At 63.1% G+C, this 20,364-nt stretch carries 20 protein-coding genes and 1 tRNA gene; 7 read left to right on the top strand and 14 right to left on the bottom strand.

Annotation, left to right across the window (positions count from 1 at the left end):
- Positions 1–61: 61 nt before the first annotated feature.
- Positions 62–1,252, bottom strand: coding sequence for an HlyD family secretion protein (locus EN808_RS23995; protein ID WP_135917044.1), 1,191 nt, complete (start codon positions 1,250–1,252; stop codon positions 62–64).
- A gap of 128 nt (positions 1,253–1,380) precedes the next feature.
- Between EN808_RS23995 and EN808_RS23990 the strand changes: the two genes are divergently transcribed.
- Positions 1,381–2,100 (top strand): TetR/AcrR family transcriptional regulator, encoded by a 720-nt coding sequence (locus tag EN808_RS23990; RefSeq protein ID WP_135862562.1) that lies wholly within the window; start codon positions 1,381–1,383, stop codon positions 2,098–2,100.
- 147 nt (positions 2,101–2,247) lie between these two features.
- Positions 2,248–3,069, top strand: a complete 822-nt coding sequence (locus tag EN808_RS23985) for a tetratricopeptide repeat protein (RefSeq protein WP_245525120.1) — start codon at positions 2,248–2,250, stop codon at positions 3,067–3,069.
- 40 nt (positions 3,070–3,109) lie between these two features.
- Here EN808_RS23985 and EN808_RS23980 read toward each other — a convergent pair whose 3' ends face one another.
- The 4 genes from EN808_RS23980 to EN808_RS23965 form a co-directional block, all read right to left on the bottom strand.
- The gene (locus EN808_RS23980; RefSeq protein WP_135917043.1) at positions 3,110–3,811 is read right to left on the bottom strand and encodes a hypothetical protein; all 702 of its coding nucleotides are present in this window, start codon (positions 3,809–3,811) and stop codon (positions 3,110–3,112) included.
- Positions 3,812–3,883: 72 nt separating this feature from the next.
- Positions 3,884–4,543, bottom strand: coding sequence for a ribosome biogenesis GTP-binding protein YihA/YsxC (gene yihA, locus EN808_RS23975; RefSeq protein WP_127278556.1), 660 nt, complete (start codon positions 4,541–4,543; stop codon positions 3,884–3,886).
- Positions 4,540–5,178, bottom strand: a complete 639-nt coding sequence (locus EN808_RS23970) for a CatB-related O-acetyltransferase (protein WP_167531531.1) — start codon at positions 5,176–5,178, stop codon at positions 4,540–4,542. Before EN808_RS23970 ends, yihA begins: the two co-directional genes overlap by 4 nt.
- A 122-nt stretch (positions 5,179–5,300) precedes the next feature.
- Positions 5,301–5,675, bottom strand: a complete 375-nt coding sequence (locus EN808_RS23965; protein WP_245525119.1) for a hypothetical protein — start codon at positions 5,673–5,675, stop codon at positions 5,301–5,303.
- Between the two features lie 116 nt (positions 5,676–5,791).
- Between EN808_RS23965 and EN808_RS23960 the strand changes: the two genes are divergently transcribed.
- The 3 genes from EN808_RS23960 to EN808_RS23950 are packed head-to-tail and all read left to right on the top strand — an operon-like array spanning position 5,792 to position 9,085.
- Positions 5,792–6,256, top strand: a complete 465-nt coding sequence (locus tag EN808_RS23960; protein WP_135917042.1) for a MarR family transcriptional regulator — start codon at positions 5,792–5,794, stop codon at positions 6,254–6,256.
- Complete coding sequence (locus tag EN808_RS23955) at positions 6,249–7,541, top strand: HlyD family secretion protein (RefSeq protein ID WP_135917041.1); 1,293 nt, start codon at positions 6,249–6,251, stop codon at positions 7,539–7,541. The genes EN808_RS23960 and EN808_RS23955 overlap by 8 nt, the downstream gene beginning before the upstream one ends.
- Positions 7,538–9,085 (top strand): DHA2 family efflux MFS transporter permease subunit, encoded by a 1,548-nt coding sequence (locus EN808_RS23950; RefSeq protein WP_135862558.1) that lies wholly within the window; start codon positions 7,538–7,540, stop codon positions 9,083–9,085. The genes EN808_RS23955 and EN808_RS23950 overlap by 4 nt, the downstream gene beginning before the upstream one ends.
- Before the next feature lie 197 nt (positions 9,086–9,282).
- Here EN808_RS23950 and EN808_RS23945 read toward each other — a convergent pair whose 3' ends face one another.
- The 4 genes from EN808_RS23945 to rpmH all read right to left on the bottom strand — a co-directional run bounded on the left by EN808_RS23945 (position 9,283) and on the right by rpmH (position 12,352).
- Positions 9,283–9,843 carry a fasciclin domain-containing protein gene (locus EN808_RS23945; protein WP_135917040.1) on the bottom strand — a complete coding sequence of 187 codons (561 nt, stop codon included), beginning with the start codon at positions 9,841–9,843 and terminating at the stop codon, positions 9,283–9,285.
- 171 nt (positions 9,844–10,014) lie between these two features.
- Positions 10,015–11,835, bottom strand: coding sequence for a membrane protein insertase YidC (gene yidC, locus EN808_RS23940; RefSeq protein WP_135862554.1), 1,821 nt, complete (start codon positions 11,833–11,835; stop codon positions 10,015–10,017).
- A 14-nt stretch (positions 11,836–11,849) separates the two neighbouring features.
- A complete protein-coding gene (gene rnpA, locus EN808_RS23935; protein WP_127278550.1) occupies positions 11,850–12,203 on the bottom strand; it encodes a ribonuclease P protein component in 354 nt (117 codons plus the stop codon).
- 14 nt (positions 12,204–12,217) lie between these two features.
- Complete coding sequence (rpmH, locus tag EN808_RS23930; protein WP_008833937.1) at positions 12,218–12,352, bottom strand: 50S ribosomal protein L34; 135 nt, start codon at positions 12,350–12,352, stop codon at positions 12,218–12,220.
- 278 nt (positions 12,353–12,630) lie between these two features.
- On the opposite strand from rpmH, the gene EN808_RS23920 reads away from it, so the two are divergent.
- Together EN808_RS23920 and EN808_RS23915 are read left to right on the top strand one after the other, a co-directional pair.
- A complete protein-coding gene (locus EN808_RS23920) occupies positions 12,631–14,118 on the top strand; it encodes a HAMP domain-containing sensor histidine kinase (protein ID WP_127873310.1) in 1,488 nt (495 codons plus the stop codon).
- Between the two features lie 268 nt (positions 14,119–14,386).
- Positions 14,387–14,463: transfer RNA gene (locus tag EN808_RS23915), tRNA-Arg, on the top strand.
- Positions 14,464–14,719: 256 nt separating this feature from the next.
- On the opposite strand, the gene EN808_RS23910 is transcribed toward EN808_RS23915, so the two are convergent.
- The 5 genes from EN808_RS23910 to EN808_RS23890 form a co-directional block, all read right to left on the bottom strand.
- A complete protein-coding gene (locus EN808_RS23910; RefSeq protein ID WP_135917038.1) occupies positions 14,720–15,559 on the bottom strand; it encodes a DUF3313 domain-containing protein in 840 nt (279 codons plus the stop codon).
- Between the two features lie 226 nt (positions 15,560–15,785).
- Positions 15,786–16,415 (bottom strand): isoprenylcysteine carboxylmethyltransferase family protein, encoded by a 630-nt coding sequence (locus tag EN808_RS23905; protein WP_189524159.1) that lies wholly within the window; start codon positions 16,413–16,415, stop codon positions 15,786–15,788.
- 103 nt (positions 16,416–16,518) lie between these two features.
- Positions 16,519–17,793: an ATP-binding protein gene (locus EN808_RS23900; protein ID WP_127278791.1), complete on the bottom strand. Its 1,275-nt coding sequence runs from the start codon at positions 17,791–17,793 to the stop codon at positions 16,519–16,521.
- A gap of 1 nt (position 17,794) precedes the next feature.
- The gene (locus tag EN808_RS23895) at positions 17,795–18,481 is read right to left on the bottom strand and encodes a response regulator (RefSeq protein WP_127278796.1); all 687 of its coding nucleotides are present in this window, start codon (positions 18,479–18,481) and stop codon (positions 17,795–17,797) included.
- A 221-nt stretch (positions 18,482–18,702) separates the two neighbouring features.
- Positions 18,703–20,361: an FAD-binding dehydrogenase gene (locus EN808_RS23890; RefSeq protein ID WP_127873313.1), complete on the bottom strand. Its 1,659-nt coding sequence runs from the start codon at positions 20,359–20,361 to the stop codon at positions 18,703–18,705.
- Positions 20,362–20,364 lie beyond the last annotated feature (3 nt).

Genomic DNA, 20,364 nt, shown 5'->3' with positions numbered 1-20,364 from the left:
TTGAGGCAGGCCGGGCGGCCAGGTGCTTCAATCAGCCACCAAGCCGCCCTCCGAAAAGCGATCAGTTACTGGTCGCGGCAGGCGCCGTGCGGCTGTCGACGGCGACGACGACGCTCAAGCCGGCGCGCAGCTTGCCGGTTTTCAGCGCATCGGCCGGCACATCGATGCGGACCGGCACGCGCTGCACCACCTTGGTGAAGTTGCCGGTGGCGTTTTCCGGCGGCAGCAGCGAGAACACCGCGCCCGACGCCGGCGCCAGCGAGGAGACGGTTCCCTGGATGGGGTGGCCGTCGATGGCGTCCACCGAGATGTTGACCTTTTCGCCGGGAACCAGCCGGGCAAGCTGCGTCTCCTTGAAGTTGGCGACGATGTAGAGCTTGTCCATCGGCACGACCACGGCGAGCTTCTGGCCGGGGCTGACCAGATCGCCCTGTTCGACGGAGCGGTTGCCGACGACGCCGTCATACGGCGCCTTGAGCACGGTGAAAGAGAGATCGCGCGCGGCCTTGTCGCGGCCGAGCTGCAAGGAGGCAAGCGTGCTCGCCGATTCGGCACGCTGTGCCTCGAGCACGCCGATATTGGCCTGCGCAGCGGCGATCTGCGCGTCGGCGCCGACGAGAGCGGCCTTGGCCTGGTCGAGCGCGGTCTGGGCGTCGTCCAGCTGTGCCTGCGTGCCGACATGTGTCTTGACCAGTTGAGCGGCGCGCTGCTGGGCGCGGCCGGCATTGTCGGCGGCGGCCTGGTCGGCGACCTTCTGCGCCTGCGCCTGCTGCAGGGAGGCCTGCGCGGCCTTGGTCTGCGCGTCGATGCGGTCGAGCGTCTTGGCCAGTGTGGCGATCTGCGCCTCGGCCTGGGCAACGGCGATCTTGTAGTCGCCGGCATCGATCGTCAGCAGCGGATCGCCGGCCTTGACCTGCTGGTTCTCGCTGACCAGGAGCTGATCGACATAGCCGGAAATTTTTGGCGAGACGAACGCCATGTCGGCCTGGACATAAGCATCGTCCGTGGAGATCATGAAGCGGCCCGTGGTCCAGTAATCATAGCCGTACCAGGCGCCGCCGCTCAAAAGGGCAAGGCCGATGATCGGCAGCAGGAAAGAGCGCACCGAGCGCTTCTTCTTGGCCGGAGCTTCAGCCTCCGGCGGCGGTGCGACGACTGGCTGGACATGCACATCGGGCGCTTCCGTCGCCGGGGCAACCTTGGCGTTGGGGAAAGGGCGGACTTCGGCGGTGACGGACGTATTCGAGGACATGACATCTCTCTAAAGTTATAATACTGAACCGTTCGGTTCGATCTGGGCGTTGACATAGCGCGTAAAGAGGACCATATCAAGGGGCAATCGAACCGGTTGGTTCGAATTATTTTCGGGGTGTGATTTTTATGGTTGAGACTGTGCGCAACGCCGAAGCCGACCAGTGCGAGGATCTGCTGGATGGTCTGCGCCGTGGCCGCCCGGCAGCCGGACAGGATCCGGTCAAGCGCAGCCAGATTATCGACGGTGCCCGCCGCGTCTTCATCGAAAAGGGCTTCGAGGCCGCCTCGATGAACGACATCACGCGCGAGGCCGGTGTCTCCAAGGGCACCATCTATGTCTACTTCGCCAACAAGGAAGAGTTGTTCGAGGCGCTGATCGAGGAAGAGCGCGGCACCATCTTCAAGAACATGTACGACATGCTCGACCGCGCCGACGATTTGCGCCAGACGCTGGTCAAGTTCGGCAAGGTCCTGTCGATGAAGATCACCTCGGCCAGGGTCATCCAGGCGCAGCGCACGGTTATCGGCGCCTCCGACAGAATTCCGGACATGGGCGCGCGTTTTTACGAACGCGGGCCCAAGCGCGGCCATGACAAGGTGGTGGTCTTCCTCAACGCCGCCATCGAGCGCGGCCTGCTCGAGATCGACGATGTCGACCTCGCCGCCTATCAGTTCACCGAACTATGCCTGGCCGGTCTTTTCCGGCAGTGCATCTTCGCCTACCGCACCAAGGCACCGACCCAGGACGAGATCGATCACATTGTCCGGTCGGGCGTCGGCATGTTCCTCAAGGCCTACGGCACCGAAAGGCTGGCAGAGGAAGAAAACAGCTCACACTCGCCCTGACAGGAATCTCCGAAACGGCCGTCCAGTGGCCGATTTTTTGCGGAGGGCGGCTTGACCTCAAGGCGCGGAGCGTCAACGTCTGGATCTGGGTAGAACCGATCATTCGGCGGGCATGGTTCTCGTTCGCGAGCGTGAGGGCAGATCGGGATGGGCGTTCCGAAGCTCCAGAATCAGATGCGACGCATCGTGGCGGACTTCAACGCCGGTCGCCACGAGCAGGCACGGCTGCTTTGCGGGGAGGCTCTTCGCGAGGCGGCTGACGACCCTGCCCTCAACCACCTTATGGCTGCCGTTCTTTTCGCCAAGGGAGAGATATCGGAAGCCCGCGCCCATATTCAGGCAAGTCTGGCGATCCGGGCTGACAACGCATCCGCTCAATTGCTCGCCGGCCGCTTGGAACGGGCGGCGCGGGATTTTGACCAAGCACTGTTCCATATCTCACGCGCCGCGGAATTGGCGCCTGGCGCCGCTGTGCTCATCGAGCAGGCGCGCACGCTCGATGAGGCAGGCGACCGGGCCCATGCGCTCGAGGTATGGCGACAGCTGACACTTGCCGATCCCTTTTCGGCGGAGGCGGCAGCACGCCTGGGCCGCATGCTGTTCGAGGACGGAATGCCCGCCGATGCGGCACCCTTGCTGGAGCGGGCCGTAAAGCGAAGCGCGCCCGCATCGGCATGGTTCGACCTCGCCCTTGTCAGGCAGGATCTGCATGATCATGTGGGGGCAGCGGCCGCCTATCGCAAAGCGCTGGAGATACGCCCCGACGACGCCGAGGCGGCGGTCAATCTGGGGGTAGCGCTTCAGGAAGCGGGCGATATGGACGCCGCGATCGAGGCCTATCGAACGGCCTACGGGCAGCGCGCCACAACCTTTGGCACCATCGCGATGGCCCTGACGTCAGCGCCGCACGGCAAGCTTTGGATCGATCGCGAAGCGTTGAAGGGCTTGCTTGGTAAAAACAAAAATTAGGTCGGGTCGCATTTGGAGCGGCGGCACTCGAATCGGAGCTCTAGCGGGCGCGTTTCACGCGAAACTGCTTACGGTAGACGCCGGGTTCGGCAAGAACCTCGGCGACGGTTTTTTCATAGGAGGCTTTGCGTGTGACATCGAAGCTTTCGAAAACGAGTTCGGGCGCGGCGCGCGGCACGGGAAAGCATTGCGCAACCGGCGTGCCCTTCGCCAGCACGCCGGAGAAACCCTGGTCGGTCCAAATCGCCGGGAAATTGATGCCGGCGTCCTGGAAGTGATCCGAATCGACGACACCAGTCACCAGGCGGAAAGGAAGATCATCGCGGTTGACCGGATGGGTGGCGAAGAGGGACCAGCCTTCCTCCAACTCGATCGTCCAGAAACTGTTGAATTTTATCGCCGCCAGGCCATTCGACAACGGTGCGCCGGAGAGCTGTTCGGCGACATGGAAGCTGAGCGGCGAACGCGGGTGGCCCTTCGTTGACGGCTCGGCGATGTCCCACCGCCATTCAAAGGCCCCGTTCTCAACTGTCACATCGCATGGCAGCAGGATCATGAAGCCATGTGTCATCGCATCAACGAAGGGCGGACACTGTTTTACTGTCCTGATCTCTCGCCCATGGATTTCCGAATAGGCTTTCGGAGGCATCTTGCGGAGCCAGTCAGGCAGCACGCCACGCGCGGGAACCGGCCGGGGCAGCATTTCGGCAAGCGCGGGATCACAACGAAAAACGATACGCATCCGGTTGCCCTCGAACGGCGCTGCGATGTTGACCGATAGCCAGGGCGCGGTCAACGTATGCGCGCACGACGACTAGCCGCCATTGGCCGCGAGCACGATGGCAGCCTGCAATTCCTCCAGGCCTTCGCCCTTTTCCGATGATGTCGCCAACACGAACGGGAACGCCGCCGGACGCTTCTTGATCTTTTGCAGCGTCTCCTCGATCAGCCGCGGCACGCCGGCGGCCTTGATCTTGTCGGTCTTGGTCAGCACGATCTGGTAGGATACCGCCGCCTTGTCGAGCAGCGACAGCACCTCGTCGTCCTTGGCCTTGATGCCGTGGCGGGCATCGATCAGCACATAGACCCGCTTCAGCGTGACGCGGCCCTTGAGATAGTCGAAGACCAGCTTGGTCCACTCGTCGACTTTCTCCTTGGGCGCGGTGGCGTAGCCGTAGCCCGGCATGTCGACCAGCGCCATCGGCGGCAGGTCGGTGCCCTCGCCTGAAAATCCGTCCGGCACGAAATAGTTGAGTTCCTGCGTGCGCCCCGGCGTGTTGGAGGTGCGCGCCAGCCCCTTCTGGTTGACCAGGGCGTTGATCAGCGACGACTTGCCGACATTGGAGCGGCCGGCAAAGGCGATCTCCGGCGGCCCTTCCGGCGGCAGGAACTTCATGGCCGGCACGCCGCGGATGAAGATCCATCCGCGCGTGAACAGGTCGGTTTGGATCGCGGTGCTGTTGGGAACGTTCAAGCTGCTGCCTCCAGTAGAGAGATATCGGCGCTCCTGATGGCGTCGAGATTGCGGCCGATCTTGTCCACCGGCCAGTCCCACCATGCCACCGCCAGCAGCCGTCGGATCGTCCTGTCGTCGAAACGCATCTTCACCACTTTCGCGGCGTTGCCGGCAACGATCGCATAGGGCGGCACGTCGTGCGTCACCACCGATTTGGCGGCGATGATGGCGCCATGGCCGATTTCCACACCGGGCAGGATCACGGCCTCCATGCCGATCCAGACATCGTTGCCGACCATCGTGTCGCCGCGCAGTTCCTTCGACCATGTCTGGGGGTCGAAACCCTTTTCCCAGCCATGGCCGAAAATGTTGAACGGATAGGTCGAGAAGCCGGACATGGCGTGATTGGCGCCGTTCATGATGAAGCGCGCGCCCTCGGCGATGGCGCAGAACTTGCCGATGATGAGCTTGTCGCCGATGAAGGGATAGTGATGCAGCACGCATTTTTCGGCGAATTTGTCCGGTCCGTCCGGGTCGTCATAATAGGTGAAGTCGCCGATCTCGATGTTCGGCTCTGTCACCAGAGGCTTCAGGAAGCCGACGCGCGTGTGCATCGGGATCGGGTGCTTGATGCCGGGGTTGGGTCCGTCCATGTCGAAGTCCGTCCAGGAAGTGATAGCCACGCGGATCCGCAATCCGCGCGCCTGGTCAAAATAACGTGATCCGCCCTATAGCACCAATCGGCTGACGAGCGAGCGTTCCTTGCCCGCCACGCTCATTTGTTGCCGCGGCAGATCACGATCGGGTTGGACAGCGCGCTGTCGAAACCACTGCCCTGATAGACCTGAACGTTCGACGCTCCGGGCGGCAGCATGAAGCTGCCTTCGACGACCTTCTGATCTCCCGCCATCGTGTGAAGATCCCAGCTAAACGTGCAGAACTGCGGCGGTGCCTTGGGTTCGACATGGCTGCAGTTGAGCTGCGCGCCGCCCAGCATGGCGGCGCCGCCGCAGCTGACCGCATCCTTCGCGGCAGCGGCGCCGGGGCACCCAACGAGAGCCGTGAGAGCCGCGATCCTGATCCATTCCATCGCCAAAATCCTTGCCGGCAAATCCACATCACCACGCGGCTTTTGCATGCCGTGGCCCATGCGTTTTTTCTTCCCCGGGGCTTAATCGGTCTTGCGCGGGGCGTCCAGCAGGATTATGTGCATGATGATAATAAGCATGCTCACGAAAAGTTGCCACCCGACCCCGACCTCCTCCCATGCCCTCTTCCCCCAATATCAGCTTCGTGCTGCACGACGTCGCGCGCCTGCTTCGCAAGCGGTTCGAGCAGCGGTCACGCGCATCGGGGCTGACCCGCGCCCAATGGCAGGTGCTGGCCTTCCTTTCGCTGCATGAAGGCATCCACCAGAACAAGCTCGCCGACCTCATCGAGATCGTGCCGATCACGCTCGCCCGGCTGCTCGACAAGATGGAGGCGCGCGGCTTCATCGAGCGCCGGCCCGATCCCGTCGACCGCAGGGCATGGCTGCTTTACCTGACACCGCGGGCCCGTCCGCTGCTCGAGATCATGCGCGGCAACGGCCAGAAAACACGAGACGAGGCCTTCGACGGCCTTTCGTCCGAAACACAGCAGCATCTGCTGCAAACCCTAAGCTTGATCAAATCCAATCTGCTCGCGGCTTGCACCCAGCCAGCCGTCGACCGGGAGAAAGTACATGGCTGAATCGACATCCCCCAAGAAGCCTGCCGGAGACGAAACACCGGCGGGTCGGACCGACCAGATTATCCAGCTCGACAGTGAGCGCGAACAGCGGCGGGCCAGCGCCGTCATCGAAAATGACGAACTGGAAGCGCCGGTCGCCCCGGAGCCGGCGGCGCTGGAGGCTCCGGCCAAGGAGCCGCCGCCACGGCAGGCCCCTGCCGCCGTCGCCCCTCCTGTTCCGGTCAAACCGAAGCGCAGTTTGACGCGGCCCGTCCTTTTTGCCCTGCTTCCCGTCGCGCTTGTCTTCGGCGGCTATTATTATGTCACCGGCGGTCAGCTGATGACGACCGACAATGCCTATATCCAGGCTCAGTCGCTCGGCGTCTCGACCGACGTCTCCGGCACGGTGCAGGAGATCGACGTGCATGAGAACCAGGCGGTCAAGAAGGGCGACGTGCTGTTTCGCCTGCGGCCGGCCTCCTTCGAGACCGCTCTCGCCGCCGCCCAGGCCCAGCTCGGCACCGTCCGCAACCAGGTGCTGACCCTGGAGGCGAGCTACCAGCAGTCGCTGTCGCAGATCGAGCAGGCGCAGGCCGACATTCCCTATTACGAAGCCGCCTTCCAGCGGCAGCAGGATCTGCTCAAGACCTCCACCGCCTCGAAGGCGTCTTTCGACAGCGCCCAGCACGATCTCGTCGCCGCGCGCCAGAAAGTGTCCGTCGCCAAGGCGCAGGCGCAGGCCACGCTCGCCCAGCTTGGCGGCGACGCCAACCAGCCGGTGGAGAAGAACCCCTTCTACCTCCAGGCCCAGTCGGGCGTCGACGACGCGCAGCGCAACCTCGCCGATTCCGTTGTCAAGGCACCGTTCGACGGCATCGTCACCAATGTCGACGCGCTGCAGGTCGGCAAGTACCTGCCGGCTTCGCAGCCGGCGTTCAGCCTGGTCTCGTCGACCGATCTGTGGATCGCGGCGGAACCGAAGGAAACCGAGCTGACCTATGTGCGTCCCGGGCAGACGGCGACGATCAGCGTCGACACCTATCCCGGTGCCGTCTGGCACGGCAAAGTTGCCTCGATCAGTCCCGCCTCGTCGTCGAGCTTCTCGCTGCTGCCGGCGCAGAACACCACCGGCAACTGGGTCAAGGTCGTGCAGCGCATCCCGATGCGCGTCACCATCGCTGACATCGACGGCAAACCACCGCTGCGCGGCGGCATGAGCGCCGTGGTCGACGTCGACACGGGCCATGCACGCGGCCTGCCGGACTTCGTCACCAATCTCATCGGCCTGTTCGGACAAAAGTCATGACCAGCGCGTCCGCGACAGGTGCCACGCCGGTGGTCGCCAATCGCGGCGCCATCACCGCCTGCGTGATCCTGGCCGTCATCATGCAGGCGCTGGACACGACCATCGCCAATGTCGCGCTGCCCTATATCCAGGGCAGCGTCTCGGCCAGCGCCGACCAGATCAACTGGGTGCTGACGTCCTACATCGTGGCGGCGGCGGTGATGACGCCGCCTTCCGGCTACCTTGCCAACCGCTTCGGCCGCAAGCGCATCCTGTTGACCTCGATCACCGGCTTCGTCGTCGCCTCGGTGCTGTGCGGTTTCGCGCAGTCGCTGCCGCAGATCGTCGGCTTCCGCCTGCTGCAGGGCCTGTTCGGCGCGGCGCTGGTGCCGCTGTCGCAGAGCATCCTGCTCGATATCTACAGCGTGGAAGAGCGCGGCTCCGCCATGGCGCTGTTCGGCGTCTCGGTGATGGTCGGGCCGGTGCTGGGGCCTGTCATCGGCGGCTGGCTGACCGAGAATGTCAGCTGGCGCTGGGTGTTCTACATCAACGTGCCGATCGGCGCGCTGGCCTTCGCCGGCGTGTCTCTGTACGTCTTGGAAACCAAGCTGGATTTCAAGGCAAGGCTGGATTGGCTGGGTTTCGGCATGCTCAGCATCACCATCGCCGCCTTGCAGATGTTTCTCGATCGCGGCGAGCAGCTCAACTGGTTCTCGTCATCCGAGATCCTCGTCGAGGCGCTGATCTGCGCTTCGGCCTTCTACATCTTCCTCGTCCACACCTTCACCGCCCGCAACACCTTCGTCAATCCGAGGCTGTTCCTCGACCGGAATTTCGCCGTCGGCATGATCTTCATCTTCATCATCGGCATCACCTATCTCGCCTCGCTGGCGCTGATGACGCCCTATCTGCAGACGCTGATGGGCTATCCCGTGGTGACTGCCGGCATCGTCATGGGGCCGCGCGGGCTTGGCACGATGGCCTGCATGTTCCTGGTCGGCAGGCTGATCGGCAAGGTCGACACGCGCTGGCTGCTGCTCATCGGCCTGCTGATCACCGCCTGGGCGATGTACGACATGACCGGCTGGACGCCTGACGTTTCGCAGTGGACCATCATCTCCACCGGCTTCATCCAAGGTGCGGGCTTGGGCTTCCTGTTCGTGCCGCTGACCACCATCACCTTCGCCACACTGGCGCCGGAGCGGCGCGCGGAAGGCACCGGTCTTTACAATCTGTCGCGCAACATCGGCTCCAGCGTCGGAATATCGGTGGTCACCGCGCTTCTGACGCAGAATGTGCAGATCAACCACGCCAACATTGCCACCTATGTGACGCCCTTCAACCAGGCGTTCAGCGATCCGGCGATCTTCCAGGCGATGAACCCTTATACCGCCGCCGGCCGCGCCGCGCTCGACGGCGTGGTGACGCTGCAGGCGACTGTTATCAGCTACATGAATGACTTCAAGCTGATGATGATCCTGTCGCTGGCGGCGATCCCGCTGGTGCTCCTGCTGCGCAAGCCGGGGACGCCGGCCAAGGTCGACCACAGCGCCGTCATGGAGTGATGTGGCGGAAGCGGTCGGGCTTCGAACGCCGAGGCAAAGCGCTCTCACCAAAAGAAACCGGGGCCCTGTGAGGGACGACAGGACCCCGGCCTCGCCGATACGGCTTCGCAAGAAACATGGCACCTCGTCATGAGGCGGGGATGGCGGACCGGGAAAGCCCCAACGATCCGCCGACGCCCCCTTTTCGCCGGAAGCCGCTACTTCGGCAACAGAACCTTGTTGACGACGTGAATGACGCCGTTCGACTGGTTGACGTCGGCGATCGTCACCTTCGACTCGCCGCCGGACTCGTCCATGATGTAGAGCTTGCCCTTCTTGACTTCGGCGGTGAGCGTGTCGCCCGAGACTGTCTTCATCTCGTATTTGCCGCCCATCGCCTTGGCCTTCTTCATCATATCGGCGCCCGAAATCTTGCCGGCCACGACATGCGCGGTCAGCACCTTGGTGAGCTTGTCCTTGTTTTCGGGCTTCAGCAGCGTGTCGACCGTGCCGGCCGGCAGCGCCGCGAAAGCTTCGTTGGTCGGGGCAAACACGGTGAACGGGCCGGCGCCCTGCAGCGTGTCGACCAGGCCGGCGGCCTTGACGGCGGCGACCAGCGTCGTGTGGTCCTTCGACTTGACCGCGTTCTCGACGATGGTCTTGGTGGCGTACATCGGCGCGCCGCCGACATTCGGGTTCTTGGCATAGGCCGGCGCGGCAATCGCCATGCCGGCGATGAGGGCTGATAGGGCGATGGTCCTGAATGTGGGCAAGCGCATGTGGTCTTCCTCCGGGTGAGGGCTGATCGGGATTGATAGCCTTTGAAACGCACACGCAGTCACGCCCCGCGCGTGATTGCAGTTTCGCCGATCACGGGATCGTGAAGCGATACCTGGTGCAAACAAAAAGGCCCGGACAAGCCGGGCCTTTTTGAGGAGGGAAGGTGCCGGCTATTCGGCCGGCGAAGGTTTCTTGCGGAACAGCGCCACCAGATTGTCCCACAGCTCGATCTTGGCGCCCTGGCGCTTCATGATCACGCCCTGCTGCAGGATCGACAGCGTGTTGTTCCAGGCCCAGTAGATGACCAGACCCGCCGGGAACCCGGCCATCATGAAGGTGAAGATGACGGGCATCCAGGTGAAGATCGCGGCCTGCGTCGGATCCGGCGGCGTCGGGTTCATGCGCATCTGCAGGAACATGGTGACGCCCATGATCAGTGGCCAGACGCCGATCATCAGCATGTGCGGCAGGGTGACCGGAACGAGGCCGAACAGGTTGAACAGCGAGGTCGGATCGGGCGCTGCCAGATCCTGGATCCAGCCGAAGAACGGCGCGTGCCGCATCTCGATTGTGATGTAGAGCACCTTGTAGAGCGAGAAGAAGACCGGGATCTGCAGCGCCACCGGCCAGCAGCCGGCGAGCGGATTGATCTTTTCGGTCTTGTACAGCTCCATCATAGCCTGCTGCTGCTTCATCTTGTCGTCCGCGTATTTCTCGCGAATCTCGAGCATCTTGGGCTGCACCTTCTTCATGTTCGCCATCGACGCGTAGGACTTGTTGGCGAGCGGGAAGAAGATGGCCTTGACGATGACCGTGGTGGCCAGGATCGCCAGGCCGAAATTTCCGAAGAATTTGTAGAGCGTGTCGATGAGCCAGAACATCGGCTTGGTGATGAAATAGAAATATCCCCAGTCGATCACCAAGTTGAACTGGCGAATGTGACGGTCAGTCTCATATGCGTTGATCTTGGCAACTTCCTTGGCCCCAGCGAAGATCTCCGTCTCGACTGTTGCGGATTGGCCGGCGTCGACATTGATTGCATCGGTCAGGAAGTCGGACTGATAGCGATGGCGACCATCCTCGAAAAAGGCATAGCGTGGCTGGAAAGGCTGCTTTTCGGTTGGCACGAGCGTCACGGCCCAGTATTTGTCGGTGATGCCGAGCCAGCCGTCGGTCGACTTGCCCGGGGTGACCTGCTTTTCAGATTCGATCTTGGCGTATTTATATTCGGCCAAGCCCTCGGTGCCGGTGACGCCGATCAAACCTTCATGCAACACGTAGGTACTGGCAACGGCCGGCTTGTCGTATCGCGTGACGCGGCCATAGTTGAACAGCGAAACGGCGCTGCTGCCCGAATTCTGCACCGTGTCCGAAACCGTGAACATGTAGTCGCTATCGACGGAGAAGGTGCGCTTGAAGGTCAGGCCCTTGTCGTTGGTGTAGGTGAGCGTCACCGGCGTCGACGGCGTCAGTGTCGGATTGCCGTCGACCGTCCACGCCGTTTCCGCGCCCGGCACCGTTCCGGTCTTGTCGTTGCCGACGAAGCCGATCTCGGCGAAATAGCCGGTGGGCAGCGCCTGCGGGTTGAGCAGTTCGATCTCGGGCGAATTCTTGTCGACGGTCTCGGTGTAGTGCTTGAGCTTGAGGTCGTCGAGCCGCGCGCCGGTCAGATTGATCGAGCCCTCGAGGCTCGGCGTGTCGATCTTGACGCGCCTGGAAGCCGCCAGCGCCTGGTCGCGGCCGGCCGCGGTGACGATGTCACCGCCGGGGGCGTTGGGAATGGCACCCGGGGCCGTGGTGCCCGGCGCCGGCGTCGATGCGCCCGGATTGGCGGCATCGGCCGCCTTCTTCTGGTCCTCGACGCGCTGCTGCTCGATGCGAGCCGCCTCGCGTTGCTGCTCGCTGCGCGGCAGGACATAAAAATACTGCCACAGCGCCAGGATCAGCACCGACAGGGCGATGGTGATGAAGAAGTTCCGGTTGTTTTCCATCGAGAGCCCTTGGCCTATCGTGTTCCGCGAATCCGGCGGGAGAGTTCGGCCTTCAACTGGCCGAAGGGGGCGCGCAGCGCATCATCGCGCCCGACGATGACATAATCATTGCCGGGCACCATGTCATCTGCGGCATGGACGCGGACGGCCTCTTTCAGCCGCCGCCTGACGCGGTTGCGCACAACAGCGTTGCCGACCTTCTTGGTAACGGTGTAGCCGACGCGCGGCACCCCGCCGTCGCCGCGGTCGAGGACCTCGACGAGGAAAAACCGTCCGCGTCGCTTTTCACCACGACGGACGGCCAGGAATTCCGCGCGTTTCAGAAGCCGCTTGGGATTTTGCCCCACTGGCTTGCCGGTTGCGGGCAACGATCTCGTCTCGCTTAGGCGCTGAGCCGCTTGCGGCCGCGGTTGCGGCGAGCTGCGACGACGCCACGGCCACCCTTGGTGGCCATGCGAGCACGGAAGCCGTGCCGGCGTTTGCGGACGAGTTTGGACGGTTGGTAGGTACGCTTCATTTGTTTTAATACCGCGGGGTGCGGCCCTTCTTGATTCTGTCACTTTGTAACAGGAGCTTTGCCGGGCCGGTTTTGGCGCGATCGAAACCGCGCCGGGACGAATGGCCCGAGCGTGAGCGGGCTTATAGAAAGAAGGGTTTTGGAAGTCAATCCGGCGTCGGCGCGCTAAAGACGCACCTCTTTTGGAGCAGTCTATTTTTCCGACCAAGGGAGAAATTGGCAAAAAAGCCGTAATCGCCTAATCTTGGCTGATCAAGTGATTGTGAAGATCGAGTCGCATGAGCGAAGCCAGCCAAGCAGGGGAAGGGACCGGAACGGCATCAGCCGCCGTCCGCACGGTACCCCTGTCGCGCGGTTTGTCGACGAAGCTGCTGCTGCTCACCATCGTTTTCGTGCTGCTGGCCGAAGTGCTGATCTTCCTGCCCTGGATCGCCAGCTATAGGTTGAGCTGGCTCAAGGAGAGGCTGAGCACGGCCGCCGCCGTGTCGATCGTGCTGGTGCAGGGCGAGTCGACCTCGCTGTCGCGCACGGCCCAGAACGACGTGCTGATGGCCATCGGCGCCAAGGCGATCGCGGTGCGCGACGGCGGTGTCTCGCGGCTTCTGGTGGTGGCCGACATGCCGCCACAGGTCGACGAACACATCGATCTCGCCAGCGTCGGCATGGTCAAGGGCATGACCGGCGCGCTGGACACGCTGTTTTTCGGCGGCGACAGGATGCTGCGGGTTTTTGGACCGGTCGGCGACAGCGACAAGGAGTTCGAGCTGATCATGCCGGACTACTCCCTGCGCAAGGCCATGCTCATCTATTCGCGCAACGTCGCCTTCGTCTCGCTCCTGATCTCGCTGTTCACGGCCATGCTGGTTTATGCCGCGATCGACCTGATCATGATCGGCCCGATCCGCACCATGACGCGTTCGATGCTGTCCTTTTCCCAGGCCCCTGACGATCCTGGGCGGATCATTCACCCCGCCGATCGCGCCGACGAGATCGGCGTGGCCGAACGCGAACTGTCGCAGATGCAGGAGCGGCTGCAAAAGATGCTGGCCGAGCAGAAGCATCTGGCCGACCTCGGCCTCGCCGTATCGAAGATCAATCACGATATGCGCAACATTCTGGCCTCGGCCCAGCTGCTGTCGGACCGCCTGCGCCAGGTCAAGGATCCGACCGTGCAGGCCTTCGCGCCGAAACTGGTGCGCGCGCTCGACCGCGCCGTCGCCTATTCGGAGGGCGTGCTTCATTACGGCCGCACGCAGGAGCCGCCGCCCTCGCGCCGCAGGGTGCGGCTGCGCCAGCTTGTCGAGGACGTGCACGGCCTGCTGGCGATCGAGGAGGGCATCGAGTTCATCAACGCCGTCGAGACGGCGTTCGAGGTGGACGCCGATTCCGACCAGTTGTTCCGGGTGCTCACCAATCTTTGCCGTAACGCGGTGCAGGCGATGGCGGCCGATACCGAAAGCGCCGTCGTGCGCCGGCTGGCGGTCTCGGCCGAGCGCATGGGCAGTGTCAGCCGCATCGCCGTCACCGACACCGGCCCCGGCCTGCCGCCGAAGGCGCGCGAAAACCTGTTCGCGGCCTTCCGCGGCTCCGCGCGCAGCGGCGGCACCGGTCTTGGCCTGGCCATCGCGCATGAACTGATCCGCGCGCATGGCGGCACTGTGGAATTGGTCGAGTCGATTGGCGGGCGCACGACATTCGCCGTCACCATCCCCGACCAGCCGGTGCGCCTCGACCAGGCCCGTGGCAGCCTGCGCCGCCCGGCCTGACGGCTTCCCGGCCGTTTACTGAGGATTACTCGCCTTCCGGACCCGCCGCTCTTCCCTGACCTTGCCCGATTGTCCGCCGTCTGGATTCAGGCTGATCCCACGGCTCGAAGTGCCGGGATCGGCGCCAGCATCGCTGGATGACAGGCTTGCGACAAAACTTTTGCCGGATCGGCTTGCTTTTCGCAAATTCAGTCGTTAGGGAACTGCACACATTCGCGGCCGGTCTTTCGGATCGGATCGCGGGGCCGTCGAAAACATGGCCTGATGCGCGCCCGTAGCTCAGCTGGATAGAGCACCAGACTACGAATCTGGGGGTCAGGAGTTCGAATCTCTTCGGGCGCGCCATTTCGGTACAGAACTATGAGCGCCGACGCCGCCGATTCTTCGCTGGAAGCGGCAACGAGGGGTCGCAGCAGTTCCGAACTCGATCCTATGATCCATGATTGCGACCGCCGCCGCTGCCAATCTTGGACGTGCTTCTTCTAACTCTTTGTTTTTACGCAATTCCGGACGGAAAGCCGCTACACGCTTTTCCTGGAACGGCTCTAGATTGCTCGAAGTGCGGCAGAGCGCCGCTTCTCGCGACAAATATCCGCTATCGCTAGCGGGAGACCGCGGCGCCCTTGTCGGTCCAGGTGGGCGGCAGGCCGAAGCGGGCGGCGACCATTCCCGGAATGCCGGGAGCCGTTCCGAACGCCTTGCAGGCATCGTATTTCGGATCACCGCCGAGCGAGGCCCGCAGTCTTTGCATCGATGGTATCGCCGGCATTCCCTTGAACGGGTCCTTGCCCTTGAGCAGCATGCGGCTGAAGTCAGCGGCGAAGGCCGAAGAGAGGGAATACGCATCCCCCACCGTGGACACCCGAGCCTTGGTCGTGATTATGTTTGCACCGCGCGACCAGAGAATGGCTGCCTTCTGGGAACTGTCCTTGTCGACGGCCTCGGCCTCGATGGCCAGGCCGCCGAGGCCGATCGGAAGCCGGGGGACTGGAACGCCGAGCCCCGCCACCGAGGCGCCGAGCGACGCAACGACGGAACCCGCCGCCGCCGTACGATTGGTCGCAACGATGTCGGTGACGGTAGCGTGGACGATGAGGTCCGCCGGCAGGCTCGGGGCCACGACCTGGAAGCGGTCGCTAAGGTCGGTGCAGAGCGCCCGGTCGACCGCGTTGGCGACGAGCGCCAGGTCTTTGGGATCGAAGCCACTGCTGCCGATCTGCGTCGCGGTCGGTACAATGCGCACGGTCTGTGCGGCGAGCAACGGCGCCGGATCCACACGCAATCTCGCTTTTGCGAGGATGCCCGTGGATGGGCTCATTCCGGCGTAGGAACTGAGGGACGTGCCCTGGGGCAAGGGCACACTCGTGCACGCGGACAACCACAGGGCCGCGCAGAGCGCTGCTCGCGGCCGCATTTCAAGTCGTCGAAGCTTCAGGATCATTGTCAAATCGTCTGAACCGGCATCATGGGTTCAGCTCTAGCGGCCCCAGCGTTAATCGCGGTAAAGGCAGTGTAAAGTTGGGTAAAACCCACGATCGGCACGGATCTTCAGCCGGCGCATACGTCGCCGGAAGCGCCAGCGTGATGGTGCGGCCAGCGGGGCGTTTCGCCTCAGAACCGTACGCGGGCCGGAGGAAACTTGTTTCATCGGGCCGGCAGCCCAGCCATCAAAAGAGGTGCAGTATTGGTTTGAGGAGCTTTGCGGATTGCAACGACTCGATGAGTTCGGACCCGGGGATTGCAAGGAGAAAGCAGGAACTGTCGATAGCGGTACGCTTCAGCGCAACCGGGTTGAACGTCCTGGGCAATTGATGCGCGACGTCGCCAACGCTTCGTCCGAAGCGAGGGAGGAAGGCGGGCACCTCATGGCAATATTCCCGGTAGGCATCGCCAAAAAGCCCGTCAAGAGCAATCGATTCGCGGCCTGAGACATAAGCGAATACCAGATACCCAAACAGGAAGTAGAAGGCCGCAATCGCCACTGACCCGAAAATCAGGCCGATGCCGGCAAGCCCTAGGGAAGAAAAGAAGTACAGCGGATTGCGGGTGTGGTTATAAGGGCCGTTCGTTATGAGTTCCCGGTTCTTGCGTCCGCCTATATACAGCGATGCCCAGCACCGACCGGCGACACATATTATGATAAATGCGGAGCCAATAAGCTCCATGCCTTGGCGAGGAAGAGTCTCCGGCGGCCAGGCGCTCTGCGACAATACGACCGGCGTCAAAAGTAATGGCACGGCCAGCCAGAGGAACCGCATCCTCTTGCCCTGCTGAAACACCGTCGTGGTCACCGACATCAGTCCACTCTCTCGCATTTGAAGAACCGGGGTCACGGTCCAGCTTTAGCGATGCCAGCGTTAATGGCGGTAAAGGCAGTGTAAAGTTGGGTAAACCTTGCCATCAACCTCGATCGTTGGCCGGCTGCCGAGGAATCTCCAGCATGATGGCCAAGCCGCCGACGTCCGGCAGCGACGCGTATACGCGCCCGCCATGGCGCTCGATTGCCTGTCTCGCGATCGCAAGGCCAAGACCGTACCCGCCTCTGGGTGCCGCGTCGTTGCCGCGGGAGAATGGCTGGAAGATTCGTTCGAGTTCGTCTCGCCTGACGCCCGGCCCCTGATCCACGACGCACACCTTGAGGAGGTGTTCCGTGGTCTCGCATTGCACGATGATTTGCGAATGTTCGGCGGTGTATTTGACGGCGTTGCGAATGACGTTTTCCAGCGCCCGGCAGATCAGCTCGCCTTCGACCTCGGCAAGAAAGCTGTCGTCGACATTGGTGGTGATCGAAACCTGGCGTGCCTGGGCTTCGAACGCCGCGTCGCTCAGGATTTCGTTCAGGAGATCGATGACGTCCAGCCTCTGTGTCGACAGAGGGAGGCGGGAACCGGCCGTCAGCCTGGCGAGCGTCAGCACTTCGCCGACCAGCGCATCGAGCCGTTCGATCTCCCGGTCCATGCGATCCAGCATGGCATCGAGTTTGCCCGGACTCTGCCGAAGGACACCCCCAACGGCTTGCAGACGTGACAGCGGGGAGCGCAGCTCATGGGACACGTCGTGGAAAAGTCTCTGCTGTGCCTCCTGCAGCTCCTGCAACCGCGCAGCGCTGGAATCGAAATCATGCGCGAGCGCGGAGACCTCGTCCTTCCGGCCTGCCATCTTGTGTCCGATGCGGACGTCGAAGCGGCCATGGGCGAGCGCGCTCAGGCCGTCGCGAAGGTGCACGACGGGACGAATGAGATATCGGGCGAGCGCGGCCGCCGATATCGCGCTCGAAATCAAAATACCGAGCCCTGGTACGAACGGACCAAGCTTGTCGAGAATGACACTGTATTGCCGAGGCACGGAGATCCGGTAGCAACTCCCGTCCTTCAGGACGGTTCTTGTCTCCGCCGTGCTCCTATCGGTGCATGCGCCGGATCCCGCGATCTCGGAGATCGTGAGGCCGACCGGCACCGTGTCCTCGCTTGCACGGGCAAAGCGCCGAGCGGCATCTTCACCGTCCTTGACAAGGAGGTTTTCAGTCAGGTCGAGGACGACCGCCTGCTTCTGGCGTTCCAGTTTCGAAGCGGAAGGAAGCGTCTGAAAGAAGTCGAGCGTCAGGACTATGATCGCGACGGACGCGGCAAGCGTCAGCCAGGTTATCACGAAGAACTTCTTGAACAGCCGGGGCATGTCAGTCCAAAAGAAGTTGATAGCCTTGGCCGCGAACAGACCTTATCCATGACTGTCCATCGTCCCTGAGGCCGAGCTTCTGACGCACGCTGCTGATATGGACGTCGATGCGGCGATCGAACGGGGCTAGCGGCTTTCCAAAAGCCCGTTTCGAGATGTCTTGCTTCGGCACCAACTGACCGGCATGGCGAGCGAGAACTTCGAGCAGGCTGAACTCCGTACCGGTAAGCTCCAGCAACTGCCCGTCCCATTCGGCGGTTCTGTTGCTCGGATGGATCACCAGCCGTCCGGCTCTCAGCGTGTCAGTGGACGCGCCGACCGCGGGCTGGTTCGCACGACGAAGGATCGCGCGCACTCGGGCCGCGAGCTCTCCCGGCGAACAGGGTTTTGTCACATAGTCGTCGGCACCGAGGTTAAGGCCCGATATCCGGTCGATGTCATCGCCTCTTGCCGTGAGCAGCAGCACCGGAACCTGGCTCAGCTTCCTGATCCTTTGCAGGACCTCGATCCCGTTCATTCGGGGCATCATGATATCGAGCACGATCAGGTCCGCCGCTTTGCGCGCGGCGGCGGCAATCGCCGTGCCGCCGTCCGTGCCTGTCGCCACGTCATACCCTTCTTCGACCAGGTATTCCTGCAGCAGCGTCGTCAACTCGACATCGTCGTCGATGAGGAGGACCTTGTTCATTCCATTCCGTCCGTCATTCATGCCGGCCCCTAAGGCACAAATGCGGGCGGGCGGCGGGATTTTAACCAACTTAACACAACTTGACTGCGTTTAACGTCCACCCGGCCAAGCATGGAGCGGCGACACGGGTCGCGTTCAACCACCGCTGCGGTTCGTCGGTTGCACGGCCGATGGCGTCGGCCTTGCCATGCCTGGCCAAAGGCCTGCAAGACGCCGCCATCTCACCCCACCGAACGTGCCGCTGCCCGGCCCGCGCTGCGGCCCGAGAAGATGCAGCCACCCAGGAACGTGCCTTCGAGCGCCGCGTAGCCGTGCACGCCGCCGCCGCCGAAACCGGCGGCTTCACCGACGGCATAGAGGCCCGGTACCGGCTGGCCGTCGGGACCCAGCACGCGGCTGTCGAGATCGGTCTGCAGGCCGCCCAGCGTCTTGCGGGTCAGGATGTTGAGGCGCACCGCGATCAGCGGTCCGTTCGCCGGGTCGAGCATCTTGTGCGGCTTTGCCGTGCGGATCAGCCGGTCGCCAAGATAGGCGCGCGCGCCGCGCAGCGCGGTGATCTGCATGTCCTTGGAGAACGGATTGTCGAGCTGCATGTCGCGGGCGCGGATCTCGCGCTCGACCCCTGCTACATCGAGCAGCGGTTCGCCGCCGGCCAGCGCGTTCATGCGCGCCACCAGCTTCGAAAGATCGGCCTCGACGATGAAATCCTCGCCCTTTTCCATGAACGCCTTGACGGGACCGGGGATGCCCGACGTGGCGCGGCCGAGCACCTGGCGCCAGCTTTTTCCCGTCAGATCGGGGTTCTGTTCCGAGCCCGACAGCGCGAATTCCTTCTGGATGATTTTCCTGGTCAGGATGAACCAGGAATAATCGAAGCCGGTACTCATGATGTGGCTGAGCGTGCCCAGCGTGTCGAACCCGGGATAAAGCGGCACCGGCAGGCGTTTTCCCCGGGCATCGAGCCACAGCGAGGACGGTCCGGGCAGGATGCGGATGGCATGATCGGTCCAGATCGGCGCCCAGTTCTTGATGCCCTCGACATAGTGCCACATACGGTCGCGGTTGATGATCGAGCCGCCGGCCTGTTCCGATATGGCCAGCATGCGGCCATCGACATGGTCGGGCACGCCCGTGATCATGCGCTTCGGTGCCGTGCCCAGCCGCTTGGGCCAATTCTCGCGGACAAGCTGATGGTTGGCGCCAATGCCGCCGGAGGCGACGATCACCGCCTGGGCATGCAGTTCGAAGTCGCCTGACACATCGCGCGAACTCTTGTGGCCACGCTCGACAGTGCTCGGCTGCAGGATGTCGCCACGCACGCCGGTCACGGCCGCACCCGTCCGCGTCAGCTCATTGACCCGATGGCGGAACCTGAAGTCGATCAATCCGCGCTTTTGCGCCTCGCGCACGCACTGGACGAACGGCTCTAGCACGCCGGGACCGGTACCCCAGGTGATGTGGAAGCGCGGCACCGAATTGCCATGGCCGATGGCATTGCCGCCGCCGCGTTCGGCCCAGCCGACGACAGGAAAGAATTTCAGGCCGCGCTGCAGGAGCCAGGAGCGCTTCTCGCCGGCGGCAAAGCCGACATAGGCCTCCGCCCATTTGCGCGGCCAGAAATCCTCCGGCCGGTCGAAAGCGGCGGTGCCCATCCAGTCCTCGAGCGCCAGATCATGGGAGTCGCGGATGCGCATGCGCCGCTGCTCCTGCGAATCGACCAGGAAAAGCCCGCCGAACGACCAGAACGCCTGGCCGCCCAGCGATTGCTCCGGCTCCTGGTCGACGATGATGATTTTCTTGCCGGCCTCGGCAAGCTCGGCGGCGGCAACCAGCCCGGCAAGGCCGGCGCCGACAATGATCACGTCCGCGTCGTCAGCCATTTG

This window comes from Mesorhizobium sp. M8A.F.Ca.ET.165.01.1.1, assembly GCF_004792065.1.
Lineage (GTDB): Bacteria > Pseudomonadota > Alphaproteobacteria > Rhizobiales > Rhizobiaceae > Mesorhizobium.
This window is presented reverse-complemented; position numbering and strand designations above follow the sequence as displayed.

Coding starts and splice junctions, on each gene's coding strand:
- EN808_RS23995 (WP_135917044.1), bottom strand. CDS start 1,252: ATGTCCTCGAATACGTCCGTCACCGCCGAAGTCCGCCCTTTCCCCAAC.
- EN808_RS23990 (WP_135862562.1), top strand. CDS start 1,381: ATGGTTGAGACTGTGCGCAACGCCGAAGCCGACCAGTGCGAGGATCTG.
- EN808_RS23985 (WP_245525120.1), top strand. CDS start 2,248: ATGGGCGTTCCGAAGCTCCAGAATCAGATGCGACGCATCGTGGCGGAC.
- EN808_RS23980 (WP_135917043.1), bottom strand. CDS start 3,811: ATGCGTATCGTTTTTCGTTGTGATCCCGCGCTTGCCGAAATGCTGCCC.
- EN808_RS23970 (WP_167531531.1), bottom strand. CDS start 5,178: ATGGACGGACCCAACCCCGGCATCAAGCACCCGATCCCGATGCACACG.
- EN808_RS23965 (WP_245525119.1), bottom strand. CDS start 5,675: ATGGGCCACGGCATGCAAAAGCCGCGTGGTGATGTGGATTTGCCGGCA.
- EN808_RS23960 (WP_135917042.1), top strand. CDS start 5,792: ATGCCCTCTTCCCCCAATATCAGCTTCGTGCTGCACGACGTCGCGCGC.
- EN808_RS23955 (WP_135917041.1), top strand. CDS start 6,249: ATGGCTGAATCGACATCCCCCAAGAAGCCTGCCGGAGACGAAACACCG.
- EN808_RS23950 (WP_135862558.1), top strand. CDS start 7,538: ATGACCAGCGCGTCCGCGACAGGTGCCACGCCGGTGGTCGCCAATCGC.
- EN808_RS23945 (WP_135917040.1), bottom strand. CDS start 9,843: ATGCGCTTGCCCACATTCAGGACCATCGCCCTATCAGCCCTCATCGCC.
- yidC (WP_135862554.1), bottom strand. CDS start 11,835: ATGGAAAACAACCGGAACTTCTTCATCACCATCGCCCTGTCGGTGCTG.
- rpmH (WP_008833937.1), bottom strand. CDS start 12,352: ATGAAGCGTACCTACCAACCGTCCAAACTCGTCCGCAAACGCCGGCAC.
- EN808_RS23920 (WP_127873310.1), top strand. CDS start 12,631: ATGAGCGAAGCCAGCCAAGCAGGGGAAGGGACCGGAACGGCATCAGCC.
- EN808_RS23910 (WP_135917038.1), bottom strand. CDS start 15,559: ATGATCCTGAAGCTTCGACGACTTGAAATGCGGCCGCGAGCAGCGCTC.
- EN808_RS23905 (WP_189524159.1), bottom strand. CDS start 16,415: ATGTCGGTGACCACGACGGTGTTTCAGCAGGGCAAGAGGATGCGGTTC.
- EN808_RS23900 (WP_127278791.1), bottom strand. CDS start 17,793: ATGCCCCGGCTGTTCAAGAAGTTCTTCGTGATAACCTGGCTGACGCTT.
- EN808_RS23895 (WP_127278796.1), bottom strand. CDS start 18,481: ATGAACAAGGTCCTCCTCATCGACGACGATGTCGAGTTGACGACGCTG.
- EN808_RS23890 (WP_127873313.1), bottom strand. CDS start 20,361: ATGGCTGACGACGCGGACGTGATCATTGTCGGCGCCGGCCTTGCCGGG.